This is a genomic window from Micromonospora sp. NPDC003197 (genome assembly GCF_053590565.1).
Map to the genome: position 1 here is coordinate 160,732 of NZ_JBSFTE010000002.1, position 16,726 is coordinate 177,457.

The 16,726-nt window shown below is 69.7% G+C and carries 14 protein-coding genes; 7 read left to right on the forward strand and 7 right to left on the reverse strand.

Annotation, left to right across the window (positions count from 1 at the left end):
- Positions 1-13: 13 nt before the first annotated feature.
- From ACWDV4_RS02995 to ACWDV4_RS03005, 3 genes are all read right to left on the reverse strand, one after another.
- Positions 14-982 (reverse strand): hypothetical protein, encoded by a 969-nt coding sequence (locus tag ACWDV4_RS02995; protein ID WP_449974385.1) that lies wholly within the window; start codon positions 980-982, stop codon positions 14-16.
- A gap of 37 nt (positions 983-1,019) precedes the next feature.
- Entirely contained in the window at positions 1,020-1,229 is a 210-nt protein-coding gene (locus tag ACWDV4_RS03000; protein ID WP_449974386.1) for a copper ion binding protein, read from the reverse strand.
- A gap of 89 nt (positions 1,230-1,318) precedes the next feature.
- Positions 1,319-1,582: a heavy-metal-associated domain-containing protein gene (locus tag ACWDV4_RS03005; RefSeq protein ID WP_449974388.1), complete on the reverse strand. Its 264-nt coding sequence runs from the start codon at positions 1,580-1,582 to the stop codon at positions 1,319-1,321.
- Between the two features lie 88 nt (positions 1,583-1,670).
- Here ACWDV4_RS03005 and ACWDV4_RS03010 point away from each other — a divergent pair, with 88 nt between their 5' ends.
- Complete coding sequence (locus tag ACWDV4_RS03010) at positions 1,671-1,973, forward strand: metal-sensitive transcriptional regulator (protein ID WP_449974389.1); 303 nt, start codon at positions 1,671-1,673, stop codon at positions 1,971-1,973.
- Positions 1,974-2,130: 157 nt separating this feature from the next.
- On the opposite strand, the gene ACWDV4_RS03015 is transcribed toward ACWDV4_RS03010, so the two are convergent.
- Positions 2,131-2,943 (reverse strand): phosphatase PAP2 family protein, encoded by an 813-nt coding sequence (locus ACWDV4_RS03015; protein WP_449974391.1) that lies wholly within the window; start codon positions 2,941-2,943, stop codon positions 2,131-2,133.
- Positions 2,944-3,136: 193 nt separating this feature from the next.
- Here ACWDV4_RS03015 and ACWDV4_RS03020 point away from each other — a divergent pair, with 193 nt between their 5' ends.
- Positions 3,137-3,544, forward strand: a complete 408-nt coding sequence (locus tag ACWDV4_RS03020; protein ID WP_449974393.1) for a four-helix bundle copper-binding protein — start codon at positions 3,137-3,139, stop codon at positions 3,542-3,544.
- 86 nt (positions 3,545-3,630) lie between these two features.
- On the opposite strand, the gene ACWDV4_RS03025 is transcribed toward ACWDV4_RS03020, so the two are convergent.
- Both ACWDV4_RS03025 and ACWDV4_RS03030 read right to left on the reverse strand, forming a co-directional pair.
- Positions 3,631-4,089: a type VII secretion system-associated protein gene (locus tag ACWDV4_RS03025; protein ID WP_449974394.1), complete on the reverse strand. Its 459-nt coding sequence runs from the start codon at positions 4,087-4,089 to the stop codon at positions 3,631-3,633.
- A gap of 18 nt (positions 4,090-4,107) precedes the next feature.
- Positions 4,108-8,742: a DUF6531 domain-containing protein gene (locus tag ACWDV4_RS03030; protein WP_449974395.1), complete on the reverse strand. Its 4,635-nt coding sequence runs from the start codon at positions 8,740-8,742 to the stop codon at positions 4,108-4,110.
- A 137-nt stretch (positions 8,743-8,879) separates the two neighbouring features.
- Between ACWDV4_RS03030 and ACWDV4_RS03035 the strand changes: the two genes are divergently transcribed.
- Genes ACWDV4_RS03035 through ACWDV4_RS03045 form a run of 3 tightly spaced genes read left to right on the forward strand, consistent with a single transcriptional unit; the run spans position 8,880 to position 10,118 of the window.
- Positions 8,880-9,179, forward strand: a complete 300-nt coding sequence (locus tag ACWDV4_RS03035; RefSeq protein WP_449974397.1) for a hypothetical protein — start codon at positions 8,880-8,882, stop codon at positions 9,177-9,179.
- Between the two features lie 3 nt (positions 9,180-9,182).
- Complete coding sequence (locus tag ACWDV4_RS03040; RefSeq protein ID WP_449974398.1) at positions 9,183-9,803, forward strand: hypothetical protein; 621 nt, start codon at positions 9,183-9,185, stop codon at positions 9,801-9,803.
- A 15-nt stretch (positions 9,804-9,818) separates the two neighbouring features.
- Positions 9,819-10,118, forward strand: a complete 300-nt coding sequence (locus tag ACWDV4_RS03045) for a WXG100 family type VII secretion target (RefSeq protein ID WP_449974399.1) — start codon at positions 9,819-9,821, stop codon at positions 10,116-10,118.
- 64 nt (positions 10,119-10,182) lie between these two features.
- Here the strand turns inward: ACWDV4_RS03045 and ACWDV4_RS03050 are convergent, their stop codons facing one another.
- Positions 10,183-14,511, reverse strand: coding sequence for an FtsK/SpoIIIE domain-containing protein (locus tag ACWDV4_RS03050; protein WP_449974400.1), 4,329 nt, complete (start codon positions 14,509-14,511; stop codon positions 10,183-10,185).
- A gap of 203 nt (positions 14,512-14,714) precedes the next feature.
- On the opposite strand from ACWDV4_RS03050, the gene ACWDV4_RS03055 reads away from it, so the two are divergent.
- Both ACWDV4_RS03055 and ACWDV4_RS03060 read left to right on the forward strand, forming a co-directional pair.
- Entirely contained in the window at positions 14,715-16,154 is a 1,440-nt protein-coding gene (locus ACWDV4_RS03055) for a LysM peptidoglycan-binding domain-containing protein (RefSeq protein ID WP_449974402.1), read from the forward strand.
- Between the two features lie 56 nt (positions 16,155-16,210).
- Positions 16,211-16,699 (forward strand): DUF6153 family protein, encoded by a 489-nt coding sequence (locus ACWDV4_RS03060; RefSeq protein ID WP_449974404.1) that lies wholly within the window; start codon positions 16,211-16,213, stop codon positions 16,697-16,699.
- Positions 16,700-16,726 lie beyond the last annotated feature (27 nt).

A 16,726-nucleotide genomic window follows, 5' to 3' on the forward strand; every position in this document is an offset into this window, starting at 1 on the left:
CTCTTTCTCCTGATCAGTTGTGCGAGTGGCCAGAGGGGGCCGGCGTGGTCGGGCCCGCCGGGCTTGGAACCGTGCCGGTCGGGCTGGGCGGCAGTGCGCTGGCCGGCCCGGCGGTCAGGGTGAATTCGGCGGTACGCACGACACCGCCGTGTTGGAAGTCCAGGAACAGCCGGTAGGTGCCGGCCGATGGCACCTCGGCGTGGAAGGTGATGGCCGGTCCGGGCTGGGTCTTTCCGTCGCCGGGCGTGCCGTCCGGGTGGACGTGCAGGTAGGCCAGGTCACCGTCGCGCAGGGCGACCAGGTGCCCGTACGCACCGAGGTAGGGCTGGAGGTCGGTGACCGGTACGCCGTCCCGGCTGACGTTCAGGGTCAGTTTGCTGGTGCTGCCCGGGGTCAGCGTGCCGTCGAGGGCGACTGTGTAGCCGTCCACGGTGGTGGTGGTCTCGGGGGTGGGCAGGGGCTTCGGGGTGAACGCGCCGGGTACGGCGACGTCGACGCCGAGGGTCAACGCTTCGCCACCGGTCGGCTTGAAGTCGGCGAACGCCCGCCAACTGCCCGGCTCGCCGAGCGGGGAGGCGACCCGCCAGACCCCGTCGGTGGTCAGCTCGGGGTGGACGTGCCGGAAGCCGGACAGGTCCCGTCGGGCCACGATCAGGTGCATCCGCTTCTCGTGTTCGACGTCGTACGCGGTGACGGGCCGGCCGTCCGGTCCGGTGATCCGGAAGGCGAATTCGCCCTCGGTGGCGGCGACCGGGGTGAGGCTGTAACCACGGTCGGACACCAGCAGCCCGCCGGGCAGGATGTCCCTGGTCGGACCCGGCTCGGTCGGGTTGGTGTGGTCGGTGCTGTGTCCGCCGGAGTCGTTGTCGGGTTTGGGGTCGACGGTGGCACCGGGGCCGACCAGCTGGCCAGCCCCGTACGCGCCGCCGAACACCACCACTAGGCCGAGTGCGAAGGCACTCAGTTTCGTCGCCGTGTTCATCGCGGTTACCTCGGCTTGTCGTTGATGTGACTGTTTGTCAGGCCGTGACGAGTTCGTAGCCGGCCTCGTCCACGGCTGCGGCGACCGCCGCCGGGTCGAGTGCCGCAGCGCTGGTGACGGTGACCTCGCCGGAGGCCAGGTCGACCTTTACTTCGCTGACACCGGAGATGGCACCCACCTCCGCGCTGACCGCGCTCACGCAGTGCCCGCAGGTCATTCCCTTGACCTGGTACTTCTCGGTGACCATGACCGACTCCCTTCGTTCTTCCGCTTCACTATATACCCCCTAGGGGTATCCGCAAGGTGGATGTGTGCTGGATTGCTCTTGCTTGTGGGCTATGAGTTGGTGATCTGGTAGCCGGCGTCGGTGACGGCGGCCTGGATCTCGGCGTCGCTGGCGGTGCCCTCGACAGTGATACGGCCGGCGGCGAGGTCGACCGTGACGCCGGTGACGCCGGGGACGGCCGTCACTGCGGTGCTCACCCGAGTAGCGCAAGGTTGGCAGGTCATGCCGGCGACGAGGTAGTCGCGACCGTCGGTGGCCGGGGTCTCGATGGTCTGGGTGGTGCCGCAACCGCAACCACAACCGCAACCGCTCACGAGAGGCTCCTTAATACTCTTACCCTGTAGGGGTATCGGACGTCGAGGACCATACCATACCCCCGGGGGGTTGGGTATGATTGCTGGCATGACGACACCTACGGACAAGCCGACCCGGGGCTACACAGCCACCAAGGATCAGCTGCTCGCCCGGCTGCGGCGCGTCGAGGGGCAGGTCCGCGGGATCGAGCGGATGGTCGACGACGACCGGTACTGCATCGACGTACTCACCCAGATCTCAGCGATCCAGGCCGCCCTGGACAAGGTGGCACTCGGCCTGCTCGACGGCCACGCCCGGCACTGTATGCACGAGGCTGCCGTCGAAGGACGCGCCGACGAGGTGGCCACCGAGATGATGGCCGCCGTCGGGCGGTTGATGAAGCGCGGCTGACGCCGGTCGGTAAGCCAGAGGGCGGCCCCTGACCAGGGGCCGCCCTCTTTGCGTACCCGAGTGGTCCGCAGGCAGCCTGAAGGTCGCCCGCTGAGCTGCGACGGCTTGGTGGGCTCAGCGTTCGGGCTCAGCGTTCGGGTGCGACGGCCCGGTGGGCTCAGCGGTTCGTCGTCGGTTTACCGGTCGTCCGAGGCGCTTTGGCCAGCACCAGGAACCGGAAGGCCGGGATCGAGCCCATCCAGCGGATCACGTAGGTCGCCAGCGGGGTCAGGGCGATCACGGTGGCTGCGGTCATTGCACCGCCGAGGACGAAACCGGCGAGTACGTCGTGCGGGTAGTGCACCCCGGCGAGGACCCGCAGTGCCGCTGCCAGGGCAGCCAGGGGAAGGGTCAACGCCGCGAGTCGGGGGGCCACCACCGCCAGTCCGACGGCGAGCCCGGCGGCGATGGTGGTGTGGTTGCTCGGAAACGACCAGTCCCCGATGCCCGGACAGGCGACCACGGTCTCGATCCCGGAGAGGGCGCGACACGGTCGCTGCTCGTCCACGATCAGTTTGAACACCTCGCTGATCAGGTAGGCGGAGGTCATGCCGAGGCCGACCAGCACCGTGCCACCGACGACCTGCGCACCCCGCCGCCGGCCCGTCCACCAGGTCCAGACCAGGGTGAAGACGAGGAGCAGCACGCTGCCCTCGGTGGCCAACTCCACGAAGGTGTGCAGCCAGTCTGGCCCTTCCCCCACCAGATCGGTGATCAGGCGGTAGGTCGCAGCCGAGGCGCCGTTCGTGACCTCCACCGGGCGGGGACCGGTCCACCCGGCCGGGGTCAGCCAAAATAGGACGCCGGCACCCACCGCCAACACCGCCAGGGCCGCCAGGAGGCGCCCCGGGACCAGCAGCCGCTGCTGCGCAGGGTGCTCGCTCACCACATTGCTGTTCCGCATCGAACCAAATTCAACACGCTTCGCCATTCGACGACGGTACGGGGGGTGCCCGTACAAACCATGACACGAAAGGCAAGTCTTAAACATAACGATTGTCAGGGTTGGCGAGCCGGATCCGTCGCCCACACGTTAGCCCGCTGCCCTCGGGGGTACCAGCACGAGAACGAGCAATCGTGACGAACTGTCCGAGTCGAGTCGAGCCGGCAGCGGGAGGACGATCATGGGAAACGTGGGCGCGATGCTGGAGACCTACCCGGCCGATCTGGGCCACGTGGACCGGGCCAAGCTGACCCGGTGCATCGAGGCCTGCTTCGAATGTGCGCAGACCTGCACCGCCTGCGCTGACGCCTGTCTGAGCGATACCGGTGTGGTCGAGCTGATCAAGTGCGTGCGGTCGAACCTGGACTGCGCCGACATTTGCGAGACCACCGGGCGGGTGTTGTCCCGGCACACCGGCTACGACGCCAACCTCACCCGGGCGATGCTCCAGGCGTGCATCACGGCCTGCAAGGTGTGTGGAGACGAGTGCGCCAAGCATGCCGACATGCACGAGCACTGCCGGGTGTGCGCCGATGCGTGTCGGGCCTGCGAGCAGGCCTGCAAGGAACTGCTGGCCGCCCTGGGCTGACGCCGTACCGTGCCTTTCCCTGGCTGCCCGCCCGAAATGATCGTGGTGGCGTGCCTGAGCGCCACCGGGTGGTTGTTCGGCGATGTTCAGGCGAGTGCTGCGGCGGGCAGGCGCACCTCCAGGTCGGTGCCGGGATTGAGTAGCAGCGCCCGGCCACCGAGCCCGGCTGCCAGCTGGGCCATCGGCAGCCGCCGCCAGTCGCGGCCCTCGTCTGCGGCCGGAAGGTAGCGGTCCGAGGTCCAGGCGCGTACGTCCAAGCCGTCGTCGGGATTGGCGGGATCGACGAAGACCGTGCCGGCCAGCAGGGCGGCGCGGACCGCAGCGTCGTCGCCGTGACCGGTGGCCGCGTTCTGGATAGCCGCCTCGATGGCGTTCGCCGGGTCCGGCAGGCCGAGTACGCGCGGCGACGGCCGGTAGTCCGGGTTCGGGATCATTTCTTCGGCGACCGTGCCGTCCGCGCCGACAGGATAGGCCCCAGCGATGGCGTACGGCGGCACATTCTCGATGCCCTCGTAGGCCGGGTCAACCGCGTACATCCAACGCATATCCGGACTCCTCACTTCTCAGTTATTCGGCACGTAGTTCGGGTTCGGGATCGTCTCCTTTATGGGGACACCCTGTGGGAAGTTGAACGCCTGCTTGCCGTCCTTCACCCCGACGCTGTACGGCCCGTCAATCAGCCAAGCCTCTTTGATGTTGCGACTCGGGATGTGGTCCAGCGCCGCCCACTCAAACTGCGACGCCTTGGTGATGTCGGAGGTGAGCTGGCTGTTCAGGTCGACGAAGGGCTGGCTGTTGCCTCGCACCACGTACACGTAGCCGTAGTGGATCTTGTGTGTCTGGTCGCCGATCTTGACCGAGGTCTCGACGCCGTCGAGCGACTTTTCCGCGAGCTGGAACGCGATGTCCTTCTCCCGGACGAAGTAGAGCGCCGTGTTGAGGTCCTTGGTCGTGGAGATGAAACCGCTGTACGTGTCCCCGTCCCGTATCACCGAGCTGTTCTGCTGGTGCAGCTTGATGTCGTAGTGCGCGTCGCTGTTCTTGAACATCGCGTTCGACTTGAGGCCGCTCTCGAAGATGACCTCTGGCCGCACGTCCGAGCCGTGGTAGAGCCAGTCGGGCAGCGCGTCGTTCGGCTGCCGGTCCGGAATGACGTCGAACGGTAACTTGTACGTCACCGGCGGCACCGAATCCCGCCAAGCTAGTCCGATGTCGCCCAACTCGTCGAACGAGTCCAACAGCGCCGCGCTGTCGCCACCGCCGGGAGTGACGTGTGGGACGCTCGACCCGGTGGGGCTGGAGCAGACCAGGCCGAGCGGGTCGGCCTGCAACAGGGGGTTGCTGACGTAGCCGGCCGGGTCAGGGGCGGGTGCCAGGCCGAGCGGGTCCTGGCTCAGGTAGCGGCTGGTCAGCGGGTCGTAGTACCGGTAGACGTTGTAGTGCAGACCGGTCTCGTCGTCCCGATACTGGCCGGGAAAGGCGAGTGGCTGCGCTGCGGCCGAGGTGTCAGTGGCACCCCAGAGCGTGGCGTTCCCCTGCCAGCGCAGGGTGCCGTCCGCACCGAGCAGCTCGGTCGGGGTGCCGACCTGGTCGGTGACCACGGTGGCGTAGTCCAGGTCCGCGCCGATCCGGACGACGCGGGCGACGGGACGGCCGTCGACCGGGTGGTGGTCCCAGGTGGTGACCCGTAGCGTGCCGTCCACGTCGGTGTGCGCCTGTTCGACCAGTGCACTGCCGGACCAGGTGAAGTCGTAGCGTTCGACGGTCACCGGGCCGGTCAGGCGCTGCTTGGAGATCCGGCGGCCCAGCGGGTCGTAGCCGTAGCGCCAGCGGTCCCCGCCCGGGGTGAGCACCTCGACCAGCTGGTCGTCGGCGTTCCAGGTGAAGTGCCAGGTGCCGACGCCGGTCACGGTCCGGGTGGTCATCCGGCCGTGCGCGTCGTAGCTGCCGGAGACCGTGCCGCCGCCGACCAGCAGCGTGCCGTCGTACTCGCCGTCGGGGCGTCCCTGCGGGTAGCGGTAGGTCTCGTCCCGGCCCGGGCCCTGCACCCGGGTGACCCGTCCGGTCTCGTCCAGGCCGAACTCGTGCCGGCCGGTCCAGTCGGCGATGGTGGTCACCACGCCGTCGGCCCGGTACGCGAAACCACGCGCGCCGACCGCAGGCAGATCCTGGTCAAGCAGGTGGCCGTCGGCGTCGTACCGCTGGGACAGGACCGGCTGACCGTCTACCGCCCGGTGCGTCTCCCGGCCCGGCCCATCGTGCCGCAGCAGCACCTCGTGGCCGCCGCTGCTCAGCGCGAACGGGCGACCGAACGGGTCCGCCGCCCAGACGCTGACTGCGCCCGCGGGGGTGTGCCGGGTGACGGTGCCCCGGGTTTCGTCCCGGTCGAGGCGCAGGGTCCGGCCGTTGACCGTCTCGGCGCTGCGGCGTCCGGTCTCGTCCCAGGCGACGGTCAGCTCCGCACCAGGGCTGCGGGCCGCGACGAGACGGCCGTCGCGGTCGTACGTGAAGTGGGTGCTGCCGTCCGGGGTACGCCGCTCGACGAGGTTGCCGAGCGGGTCACGGACGTACTCGACAAGCTCGCCGACGCCGTTGGTGGCGGCGCTGAGGTTGCCGGCCGCATCGTAGGTGAAGTGCCGGGTACGGCCGTTGAAGTCGGTCTCCGCGACGACCCGACCGGCCGGGTCGTACGCGTACCGCCAGACCAGGCCGCCCGGGTCGGTGACCGAGGTGACCCGCAGCTCGGTGTCATAGGTGTACGTGGTCCGCAGCCCGTCCGCGTCCACGGTCGCCAGCACCACGCCGAACGGCCCGTACTCGGTGCGCCGGACATTGCCTGCGGCGTCGGTCCGTTCGACCGGGTAGCCCTCGGGGTCGTAGTGGACGGTCTCGCCTTCGCTGCGTACCGCCCAGCCCGCCAACCCTTCGGCCCGCTCCGGCCGTGCGGGCCGCGAACCGCGCAGCCGGTCCAGGTCGAGGCGGGCCGCGGTACCTGGCAGGTCCACGCTGGGCACGCTCTCCCCGCTGCCGGGAACGGCCACGACACTGCTGGGGACGTCCAGCCCGGTGTCGGAGACGTCCATGACGCTGCCGTCCGGCCGGGTCACCGTGGTCAGCCGACCGTGCTCGTCGTAGACGTACCCGGTGGTGTACCCCAGCGGGTCGGTACGGGAGAGCAGCTGGTTGTGCCGTCCCCAGGTGAAGCGCGTCGTGTTGCCCAGCGGGTCGACGGTGCTGGTCCGGTGGTGGTACTCGTCGAAGGTGTAGACCGTGGCGTGTCCGAGCGAGTCGGTGTAGGTGGTGCGCTCGGGCTCGTACGCGAGCGTCGCGCTGAGGTAGCCGTCCTCGCCCATGGTGCCGACGCAGCGGCCCTGCTCGTCGTACGTGTAGCGGTAGCCGAAGCCGTTGCGGTCGATCCATTGCGTGATCCGGCCATCGTCGTCGTACCGGAACCGGGCCGGCTGCCCCGAGATGTTCGTCACCTCGGTCAGCTGGCCATCGTCGTCGTACCGGAAACCGGCGATCGCGGTCTCCGCGTTGCCGCTGGCGAGGGTGATTCCGGTGATCCGGCCCTCCTCGACGGCGAGCCGGATCCGGCGGCCGGATGGGTGGTGCAGGGCCAACGGGGTGCCGTTCGCGTCGCGTTCGATGTGTAGCTGGTTGCCCACCGGGTCGGTAACTGTGCTCAGTCGGCCGGCGGCGTCGAAGGTGAGCACCTGCTCGCCGGTCTCCAGCCGGGCGCTGTTGTCCGCGGCGACGGTCAGGGGCCAGCGCGGGCCCTCCTCGGGCAGCACCGCCGTACCCGGCTCACCAGCGGGGTAGACCAGGACCATCGCGTCCGCGGCGAAGAAGAGGGTCGCCTGCGTGTCGCTCTCGATCCGCTGGTCCAGCGTGGAGGCCCAGGACGCGCCGAAGAGGCCGCCGGCCCGGTACGACGACAGGTGGGTGCGCTCCAGCGCGAAGGGCAGCGGCGCAGGCAGTTCCAGGTCGACCTCGGGCAGCACCATCTCGCCGGTGGCGACGTCGATCGGGTCGCTCACACACGTCCGGATGTCGATCGAGCGGGACACGTCCTTGGGTACCACCGGCACCTTGACGTGGAACAGGTCGGAGAGCTTGGCCGCGCCCAGGTTGGCGAGGCCGCCGAGGTTCTTGATCAGAGTCAGCGCGTGGGACCCGCCCGCCTTGATCAGGTTCACCATGTCGTTGGCCAGGTTCTTCATGCCGGTGAGAGCGGCCTTGCCGATCTCCTTCAGCCCGCCGGCCTTGTAGAGCGAGCTGAGCTTCGACAGCGACGTCAGCCCCTTGACGCCGGGGATGACGCCGAGCAGGCCGAAGACCAGGTCCATCACCGAGCCCTTGCCCTGCGAGAAGTCCACCACCGCCTTGATCAGCAGAATCGCGCCCGCAGCCAGGGCGACCCAGGCCAACGGGCCACCGATGATCATCGCGATGACGCCGGCGACCAGCGCCACCCACTTGGCGACCTCGCAGATGATTTCCCACAGGTCCTTGAACGCGTCGGCCAGCTTCTCCCAGAAGGAGCGCGGCTGGATGCCCGCGTCCGACGCCTCGTCGATCTCCCGGGCGCAGGTACGCGCAGCGCCGTCGCGCAGCTCCTTGGCCTGCGCCGCCAGCTGCTTGGCCAGGTCCAGCTCGCCCTGTGCGCCGGCGACCGCGCTGCGCGCCTGATCACGTTTCTGCTGTGCGGACTCGGCGTCCCGGACCGCCTGCTTGACCTGCTCCGGGTCCGGTGCTTGGGTCTCCGACCGGGCCCTCTCGGCCGCGTGGGACGCGCCGGTGAAGTCCAGCTCCGCGAGACTCAGGGAACCCTGCAACGAACTCAGCCTGTCGGCCGCGACCCGGCCGTCGGCCAGCGCCCGGTCCGCCTGCGCCTGCGCGTTCTCCAGCATCGGCGCGTACGCCTCCAGCGCGTCACCCACCATCAGGTGCGAGCGGTACAACTTGTTCACCTGGCTGGGAAACTCGCCGAACTGCTCCCGGAAGGCGTCACCAGACTTGCCCACCCAGGTGAGTAGCGCACCGTCGCCCTGCAGCGAGTCGACGGCGAGCTTTGCCCGGTACGCGTTGTCGGCGAAGTCATGGAAGCGCGATGCGAGTAGCCGGACTCGTTCGGGATCACCGGGCGTGGGATCGCTGTCCAGGTCGAGGACCCACCAGTCAGTCGGCCTAGCCATGGATGCCTCCGCTCTCGGTGTGGACGCCGGGAGTCTAACGTGCTCCGTCACTCAGTGTTGAGGTCGTGAGGTTGGATGATCTCGCTTTGGGCACGTACGCTGCGTTCGACGGGCCGATACGACAGAGGCGGGATTGCATGGCTGCCGACCGCTTAACGGTCAATCTGGACGGACTGGCGGAGTTTGCTGCCCAGTTGGAGAGCATTCGGGTCGGTATGGACTCGGCCAAGGCCTGGATGAACGAATTCTCCGGAGATCTTGGCGGCCCCGAGGTCGACAGCGCGATAAGTAACTTTGAGTCACATTGGCGAGACGGTCGAGGCCGTGTCGACGAGAACTGCGCGCAACTGATCAAGATGGCGAACCAGGCCGTCGAGAACCTGCGTAAAGCCGACGACGACCTGGCTGCGGAACTACGTGAGAGCACAAAGGGCTGACCGATGACCAGCACACCCGCCCCGGCCGTCACCGGGTTCTCGATCACCGTCCCGGACTCGTGGTTCGAGGTCGAGCTGCACCCGGACGCCCGCAATGCCGCGATCAACGCGCTTGTCAACGCGCGTCTCAAGGACGTCCCGGACCTCTACGAGCACCGGTCCGCGCTGGCCAAGGTGCTGCGCGAGACATCGCGGCGTGCGTACGACAGCGGTGCCCGGTTCTGCGGCACCATGGTCACCCCCGTCGGCGGGGCGATCATGTCCGCGACGGTGACGGTGACGATCGTGGACGCCCCGGACCAGCAGGGTGCCGCAGACGCGATCACCCCACATCTGACCGCCCGCCCCAAGCGGGGCATCGACTCGCTCTGGCGCGAGGTCGAGTCCGTCGAGATCCCCGGTGCCGGTCGAGTGCCCCGCACGCGGGGCGTCGACGACGTCACGCTCCCCGACGGGGCCGGCTGGGTCCGCTCGCTGATCATGCAGACCTTCGTGCCGTTCCCCGGACCCGAGCCGACCCGGGTGGCACTCATCACCGGCAGTTCCCCAGTGCTGGCGTTGGAGACGGAGTTCTTCGAGGTCTTCGACGCCGTCACCGGCACGTTCCGATTCACCAGCAGCTGACAGGAGAGGTACGACATGGCAAACGTCAATGTGACCTACCAGGAGATGCGTGACGCGGCCAATCGGCTCACGCAGGGCAAGGAAGAGATCCTCAGCAAGCTCACCGAGCTGAAGAACATGGTCAACAACCTGGTCAACGGCGGTTACGTGACCGACGCGTCCAGCAAGCAGTTCGACGAGTCGTACACCGAGTTCAACGAGGGTGCCAGCAAGGTGATCGGGGGCCTGGAGGGCATGGGCAAGTACCTCACCACCGCCGCGGACACCTTCCAGCAGGCCGACGACGAGCTGGCCAAGGCGCTGCGCAGCAACTGACCACGGTGGGAACCGAAGAAAAAGGGCGGGCACCGAGGTGCCCGCCCTTTTTCGGATCACCGGACTACTCCGGCACCTGCACAGTGATCGGCTCGCCGTCGCCGAGGTGCAGCATCGCCCGGCCCGGCCGTACCGGCTGTCCCACCGCCGTACGGGGCAGCCGCAGGCCGATCAGATCCCCGTCGGTGCGGTTCTGCGGCGAGAGCAGCGCGCCACGCCGGCTCCGGCGGGCGTCGACAAGCCAGCCGCTGAACCCGACGCTCAGGTCCTCCGGGTCGCCCGCGTAGATCACCGCGAGCTGCCTCGCCTCGCCCTTCTGGATGATGTCGCGCAGCTCGCCCGACGCGGCCGCGTCGCGCAGCGTGGCCGCGTCGTCGACGACGATCAGCGCCCGCCCGGTGACCTGCGCCAGCGCCTCGTTGAGCTCGTCGGGCGTCACGTCCGTACCGGTGAGGACGGTGATCACGCCGGGGGTACCGGCAAGGTCACGCAGCGGCGAGGTTCGGGGTGCCAGGACGATGACCTGCTGACCGTTCTCCAGAGCGGAGCGGGCCATGCTCGCCAGCATGGTGCTGCGCCCCGACTTTGCCGGACCGCCGATGCCGAACGCCGGTACACCGGTGGCCAGGTCGGGCCCGTACCCCAGGAGCTGGTTCTCCCCACCGACCCCAGCCAGCAGCCAGCCGGCACCGGCAGCCGCGCGGGGCAGCGCCGCGGCCTGGGCGTACCCGATCTGGTTGGGCACCTCGCCCAGCCGGAACGGCCGCAGCGAGCCGGGGACCGCAGCGTCGCGCTGGGTCGCCTGGCGTCCGATCTCCGCGAGCGCCGCAGCCTGCGCCGCGCCGCTCGGGTCGGCGGTCAGCAACGCCACCTGGACCTCGATGCCGCTCTCCGAGCGGAACGCCCGACCCGGAGCGATCTCGTCCGGCAGGTTGCGCGGGTGCAGACCGAGCATCGCCACGTCGGTCTTGTCGGCGAGCCGGAACGCGATCTTGTCCTCGGTGAGGTTGGAGATGCGGCCGCTGAGCACCGACCGGTCGCCGGTGATGACCACGTGTACGCCGACGCTGGCACCCTCCCGCAGGAACGTGAAGACCTTGTCGGTGAGGGTGCCGGCGTCCAGCTCGCCGAGCGAGGAGAGGAACCCCTCCCAGCGGTCGAGCAGCAGGAAGATGTGCGACAGGCGACTCGCCTCGTCGACCGCCGCCCGCTGCTCGGTGACGTCGGCGTAGCCACCGGCCGCCAGCACCCCCTGCCGGCGGCGGATCTCTTCGCCGAGCCGGTCGATCAGGCGGACCGCGCGTTCCACCTCGGTACGGGTGACCACCGCGCCACAGTGCGGCAGGCCGTTGAGCGGCAGCAGCGCGCCGTTGCCGCAGTCCAGTCCGTAGAGGTGTACGTCGGCGCTGGAGTGCGTACGGGCCAGCGAGCCCGCGAGAGTGCGCAGCAACTGCGAGCGGCCGGTGCGGGGCGCGCCGGCGGCGATCAGGTGACCGAACTGCTCAAGCCGTACCGCAGCGGTGCGCTGCGACTGCTGGGCGGGCAGATCCTCCACCCCGTACGGCACCGGCGCGAGCGCGCCCGGTTCGGCCGCAGCGGCAGCCAGCTCGTCCACGATCACGGAGGCGGGCAGCGCCGGCAGCCACGGGCTGTGCTGTGCCGGCACCCCGGCCTGCTCGGCGGCCTCGCGTAGCGCCTCCACCAGGACCTGAAGGTCGGTGACCTCCTCCTGCCGGGTCTGCTGGGTCGGCCGGTTCGTCTCGATCGGCCGGATCAGGTCCGCCCAGTCGAGGATGCGCAGCTCCGGTGGGGCGGTCTCAGTGGGACCGCTCGTCCCGGGGCGGCGGCCACCGACCCGGCCGGACTGGAACGGCACCAGCGAGGCGTGCCCGAGCCGTACGTATGCCCGGCCCGGCGTGCTCTTGGCGATGCGCGCCGCGTCCGGAGCGTTGAGTACGTCCTGGCTTTCCGAGGCGTCGGTGACCCGTAGCGCGATGCGCAGGTTCGTGTTGGCCCGGATCTCCGGCGACACCACGCCGCTGGGCCGCTGGGTGGCGAGCAGCAGGTGGATGCCGAGCGAGCGGCCTCGCTGCGCGATGTTGACCAGACCGGTGACGAAGTCCGGCAGCTCCCGGGCCATCGAGGCGAACTCGTCGATGACGATCAGCAGCCGCGGCAGGGCGACCGAATCGGACTGTCGGGCGGCGACCCGGGTGTAGTCCTCAATGTCCTTGGCTCCGGCTGCGGCCAGCACGTGCTCGCGGCGGCGCAGCTCGGCCGAGAGCGACTCCAGCGCCCGACGGACCAGGTGCTCGTCAAGGTCGGTGACCATACCGACGGTGTGCGGTAGGCGTACGCAGTCGCCGAAGGCGCTGCCGCCCTTGTAGTCGACCAGCACGAAGGTCATCGCATCCGGGCGGTTGGCCACGGCGAGCGCGGCCACGATGGTCTGTAGCAGCTCCGACTTGCCGGAACCGGTGGTCCCGGCGATCAGGCCGTGCGGGCCGTCGCGCCGCAGGTCGATCTCGAACTGCCCGTCGAACGACTCGCCGACCACCGCCGATGTGCTTGCGCCACGAATCGACCAGCGGGCGAGGATGTCCTGCGCCCGGGGCGGGTCCAGCGACAGCACGTCGAGCAGGCGGCTGGAGGCGGGCAACGCGGCGTCGTCCTCGTCGTCGCTCACGTCGCGGATCGGCGCGAGGGACCGGGCCACCCGGGCACACCAGGCCACCGACGGGAAGTCCGGTTCGATTCCGGTCAGCTCGTCCACCCCGGTACGGGAGATGCGCAGCGTGCTGCCCTCGACCACGGCCACTGCCTGGCACTCTGCGGGCAGCAGGCGCTCGTCGGTGTCCAGACAGATCGCGTACACGCCGACGGACGGGCCGTTGCGCAGCAACTGGACCACGCCGGGCAGCGACCGCAACCGGCGTGAGCCGTCCAACACCACCAGCATGTCCGGTTCGCGGAAGCCGGCGGAACCGGTCTCCTTGCGCACCGCGGCACGCTGCTCGATGAGCTCCAGCAGCCCGGCCACCCGGCGGCCCACCGAGTCGGCGTCGAGGCCGATCAGCACCGGCGGCGCGCTCGGGTTGTTCGATCGCGCGTGCGGCAACCACCGCAGCCAGTCCCAGCTCTGCCGGCCCGCCGGATCGGTGAGCACGGTCACCTGTACGTCGGTGGGGCTGTGTAGCACCGCAGTTTGCAGTACGGCCCACCGGCCGAGGGAGCGGGCGCTGTCACCGGGGCCGGCGAAGCCGATCACCCCGTGCTCGCGCAGCGGCAACGTCACCGGTACATCCGGGATGGACCAGTGCACGGTACGCCGATGCTCGTCCTGCTCGGGGTCGTCAAGCGCGACCTCGGCGGGCAGTTCCCCGCTGCCCACCCGCACTAGCAGGTGGTCCTCGTCCCGGCGGCGCCGCTCCCAGAGCCGGCGGCGGGGGCCGGTGGCGATCACCGCGATCAGCGCCGGGTCGGGGCAGAGGTCGCGCCGCTCGATCTTTTCGACCTCGAGGGCGTCGTGGGCGTCCTGCTCGATCCGAGCCTTGCGTTCGGTGTATTCGCGGCGCAGCTGGGCGTACGACTGCTTGCCCTGTCGCCGAGACATGATCCAGTTGCCGACCAGCGACAGCGGGCTGAGCAGCGCGAGTAGCAGCATCGTCTTGTTGCCGGTGATCAGCATCAGCGTGACCGCGCCGACCAGCGGGATGACGGCCATCAGCCAGGGCAGCGGGCTGCGCTGCGGTTCCTTCGGCGGCATCGGCAGCCGGAACCGGGTCTGGTGACGTGTGGGCCGGATCCGCGGCGGTCGGTTGTAGTCCAGGCCGGTGCCGTCCGCAGAGAGCTCCAGCGCCGCGTCGGGCCGGGTGTACTCGACGAGTTCCATCAGCGCGTCACCGATGCGCAGCACCTGGCCGGGACGCCACTCGATGGTGCCGGTGACCTCTTCACTGTCGAGTGTCATCGGCACGCCCGGTGCCGGCTCGATCGTGCAGCGGGCCCGGACGTCCACACTGACCGTGGCAGCGACCGCTGGCAGCGCCGGGTTGTCGACCACCACCCAGCCCTCGGGGTCGCTGCCAAGGTCACCGCCGCCGGTGCTGAGGCGAACGAAGGTTCCGGTGCCGGGCCCGCCGATGATCCGGACCTCGAGCAGGCCGGACTGCTCCGGCGGTGGCCACCCGGCGGGGGCGTCCAGGCCGATGACCACACCGTCGCGTACCGGGGAGGCGACCAGCGGCAGAGCGGGGTCGATCGCCTTGCCGTCGACATAGAGGGTGGCCGATCCGGTGGGGCCGCCGGTGCGTTGCCTCGCATCTCGCAGGAGCTGTTGCGCAGCGTGACCGAGTGCGCCTACGGTGGCATTACCGTCTGTGACTAGCGCCACATCCGCAGCGTCGTCCGTCTTTTGGTCGACAATTGTCAATAATAGCTGCACAGTGCCTCCGGGCAGGGGGGTCCGCGCGGTCGCGGTCCTTCAAAATGGAGGTGGCAGGGGCGCGATGCGCGTGGACGGTCGCCCAACAGTATTGCACAGCGTGAATGTAGGGTGTCGGTGTTGCAATCAGCTCTGCGTGAGGAAGATGCCCAATGGACCGTCCACAACTTCGTCACCGCGGCGTTGTTCTGCTGGGATTGGTGCTCGGCGCGGCGGTAGGCACGACCGCTGCCCCAGCCGTCGCGGCGCCCCTGTCAGCCCCGCCAGGCCGGCACGCGGCTGCGCTCTTCGAGCAGCGTGCCGAGACGAAGTGGTATGAGGTCAAGCCGGCATTCCAGGGCCAGCCGGAGTTCTTGTTTGCCATCGCCGAGCGCCTCCTGGGCGACGGCAATCGGTGGCAGGAGATCTTCGATCTCAACAAGGGACGGGTGCAGCCCGATGGCGGTAGCCTGACTGACCCGACGCGAATCACCGCCGGCTGGATCCTGGTCCTACCGGCGGATGCCAAGGGCGAGGGCGTCCAGACAGGACCACTGCCCACTGCCGGCGCTCCCAGCCCGGCACCGACCAACGGTGGGCCGGCCGCGACCGGCGCTCCCGCAACCGCTGCTCCCGCCGCTGGCCCGCCGGCAGCAGAGGAGGACGGCGGCTCGGCCGGGCTCGTCGTGTCGATCGTCATCGGGCTGCTGGCCCTCGCCGGCATCGGTGCCGGTGCCTGGTGGTTTCTGCGGCACCGCAATGCTGGGGGATCCGCCGGTGCTGCGGCTCTGGGTGCGACGGCCAAGGGTGGCACGTCTGACGCCGTACCCACCCGCACCTTCGACACTGCCGCCGCCTGGACCATCGACCGCGCGCTACAGGCGCTGGTCACCGGTGCCGAGGCCGTCGGCCGTCCGGTGCCCCCGGTGTACGGCGTGTCCCTGGAGGAGAGCCGCGTCGCGCTGCGCCTCGCCGCACCCGACGAGGAACCGATCGAGCCGTGGGAGGCCGTCGAAAACGGCCGGGTCTGGCAGGCCTCGCTGCGCGACGTGCAGTCGCTACCCGTCGACAACGACCTCGCGGCCCCGTGCCCGCGCCTGGTCACCCTCGGTACGGCCGGTGGAGTCCGGGAACTGATCGACCTTGGCCAGGCCACTGGCGTGATCAGCCTGCAGGGTGACAGTGCCGCCGCCCGGGAACTCGTCGCGGCGTGGACGGAGGAGTTGAGTAGCAGCCCGTGGGCGGGCGGGGTCCAGGTCGTTGCTGGCGATATCCGGCCGCACCTGACCGGCGGCGAGCGGGTCAGCGTTCGCGACGCGCTGACCCTCGCCGAGGGCGAGGGGGCCGACACTGCGTACACCCTCCGGGGTGGCGGCGCCGGCGCAGACCGCCGACTGGGCGTGCTGATCCTCGGCTCGGCCCCCGGCAGCCGCGAATTGGAGCGGGCACAAGCCCTGGTGAACCGTCCCGATGCCGCGTGGGTGGTGATCGTGCTGGGCCAGACCCGGTACGACCGGTGGCGGTTCACCGTCGCCGCGGACGGCCAGCTCGACACCGGCGCCCTCGGCATCACGGTCTATACCGGAAGTGCGACCGCCAAAGCTGGGCGCTGAGCACACCGGGCAGACTTGCCAGGTGTCGCCCAGCTCGTCGGCGTAGCATCCCATAGGTGACCGTCACCCGCCGTGACCCGAGCCGCCGTACGAGCGGATCGGCTGTGCGGTGGTGGATGCGGTGGGCTCTGCTGGTGGCGACCCTGGCCGGGCTGGTGGTGATGCATCAACTCGCCGGCGGCCCCGATGCCGAGGCAACTGCCCACGCGGGGGCGATGGCCGTCGCGGAGGCCGGCGATGGGCACTGTTCGACACCTGGTGACGGGTGTCCGGACGACGAGCACCCGGGTGGTAGTGGAAACGTCAGCCGGGACCACCAGCGGGAGCATGACCGGAACGACCCTCGGCACGGACACGCCGGTCAGGTCTGCCAGTTCATCCCACCGACGGGTGGGCCGGTGCCCGTACCGGCGCTCGTCGTCACGCCGGGCGCGGTGGCCACCGCCCCGCCGGTGATCTCGCCCCGGACCGCCGCCGCACAGGCGGCGAACGGGTCCGGGTGCGGGCCACCTTCGTTGCCCCAGCTCTCCGTCTTCCGGATATAGGCCGACTCCTTGCCGGCGCACACCGTC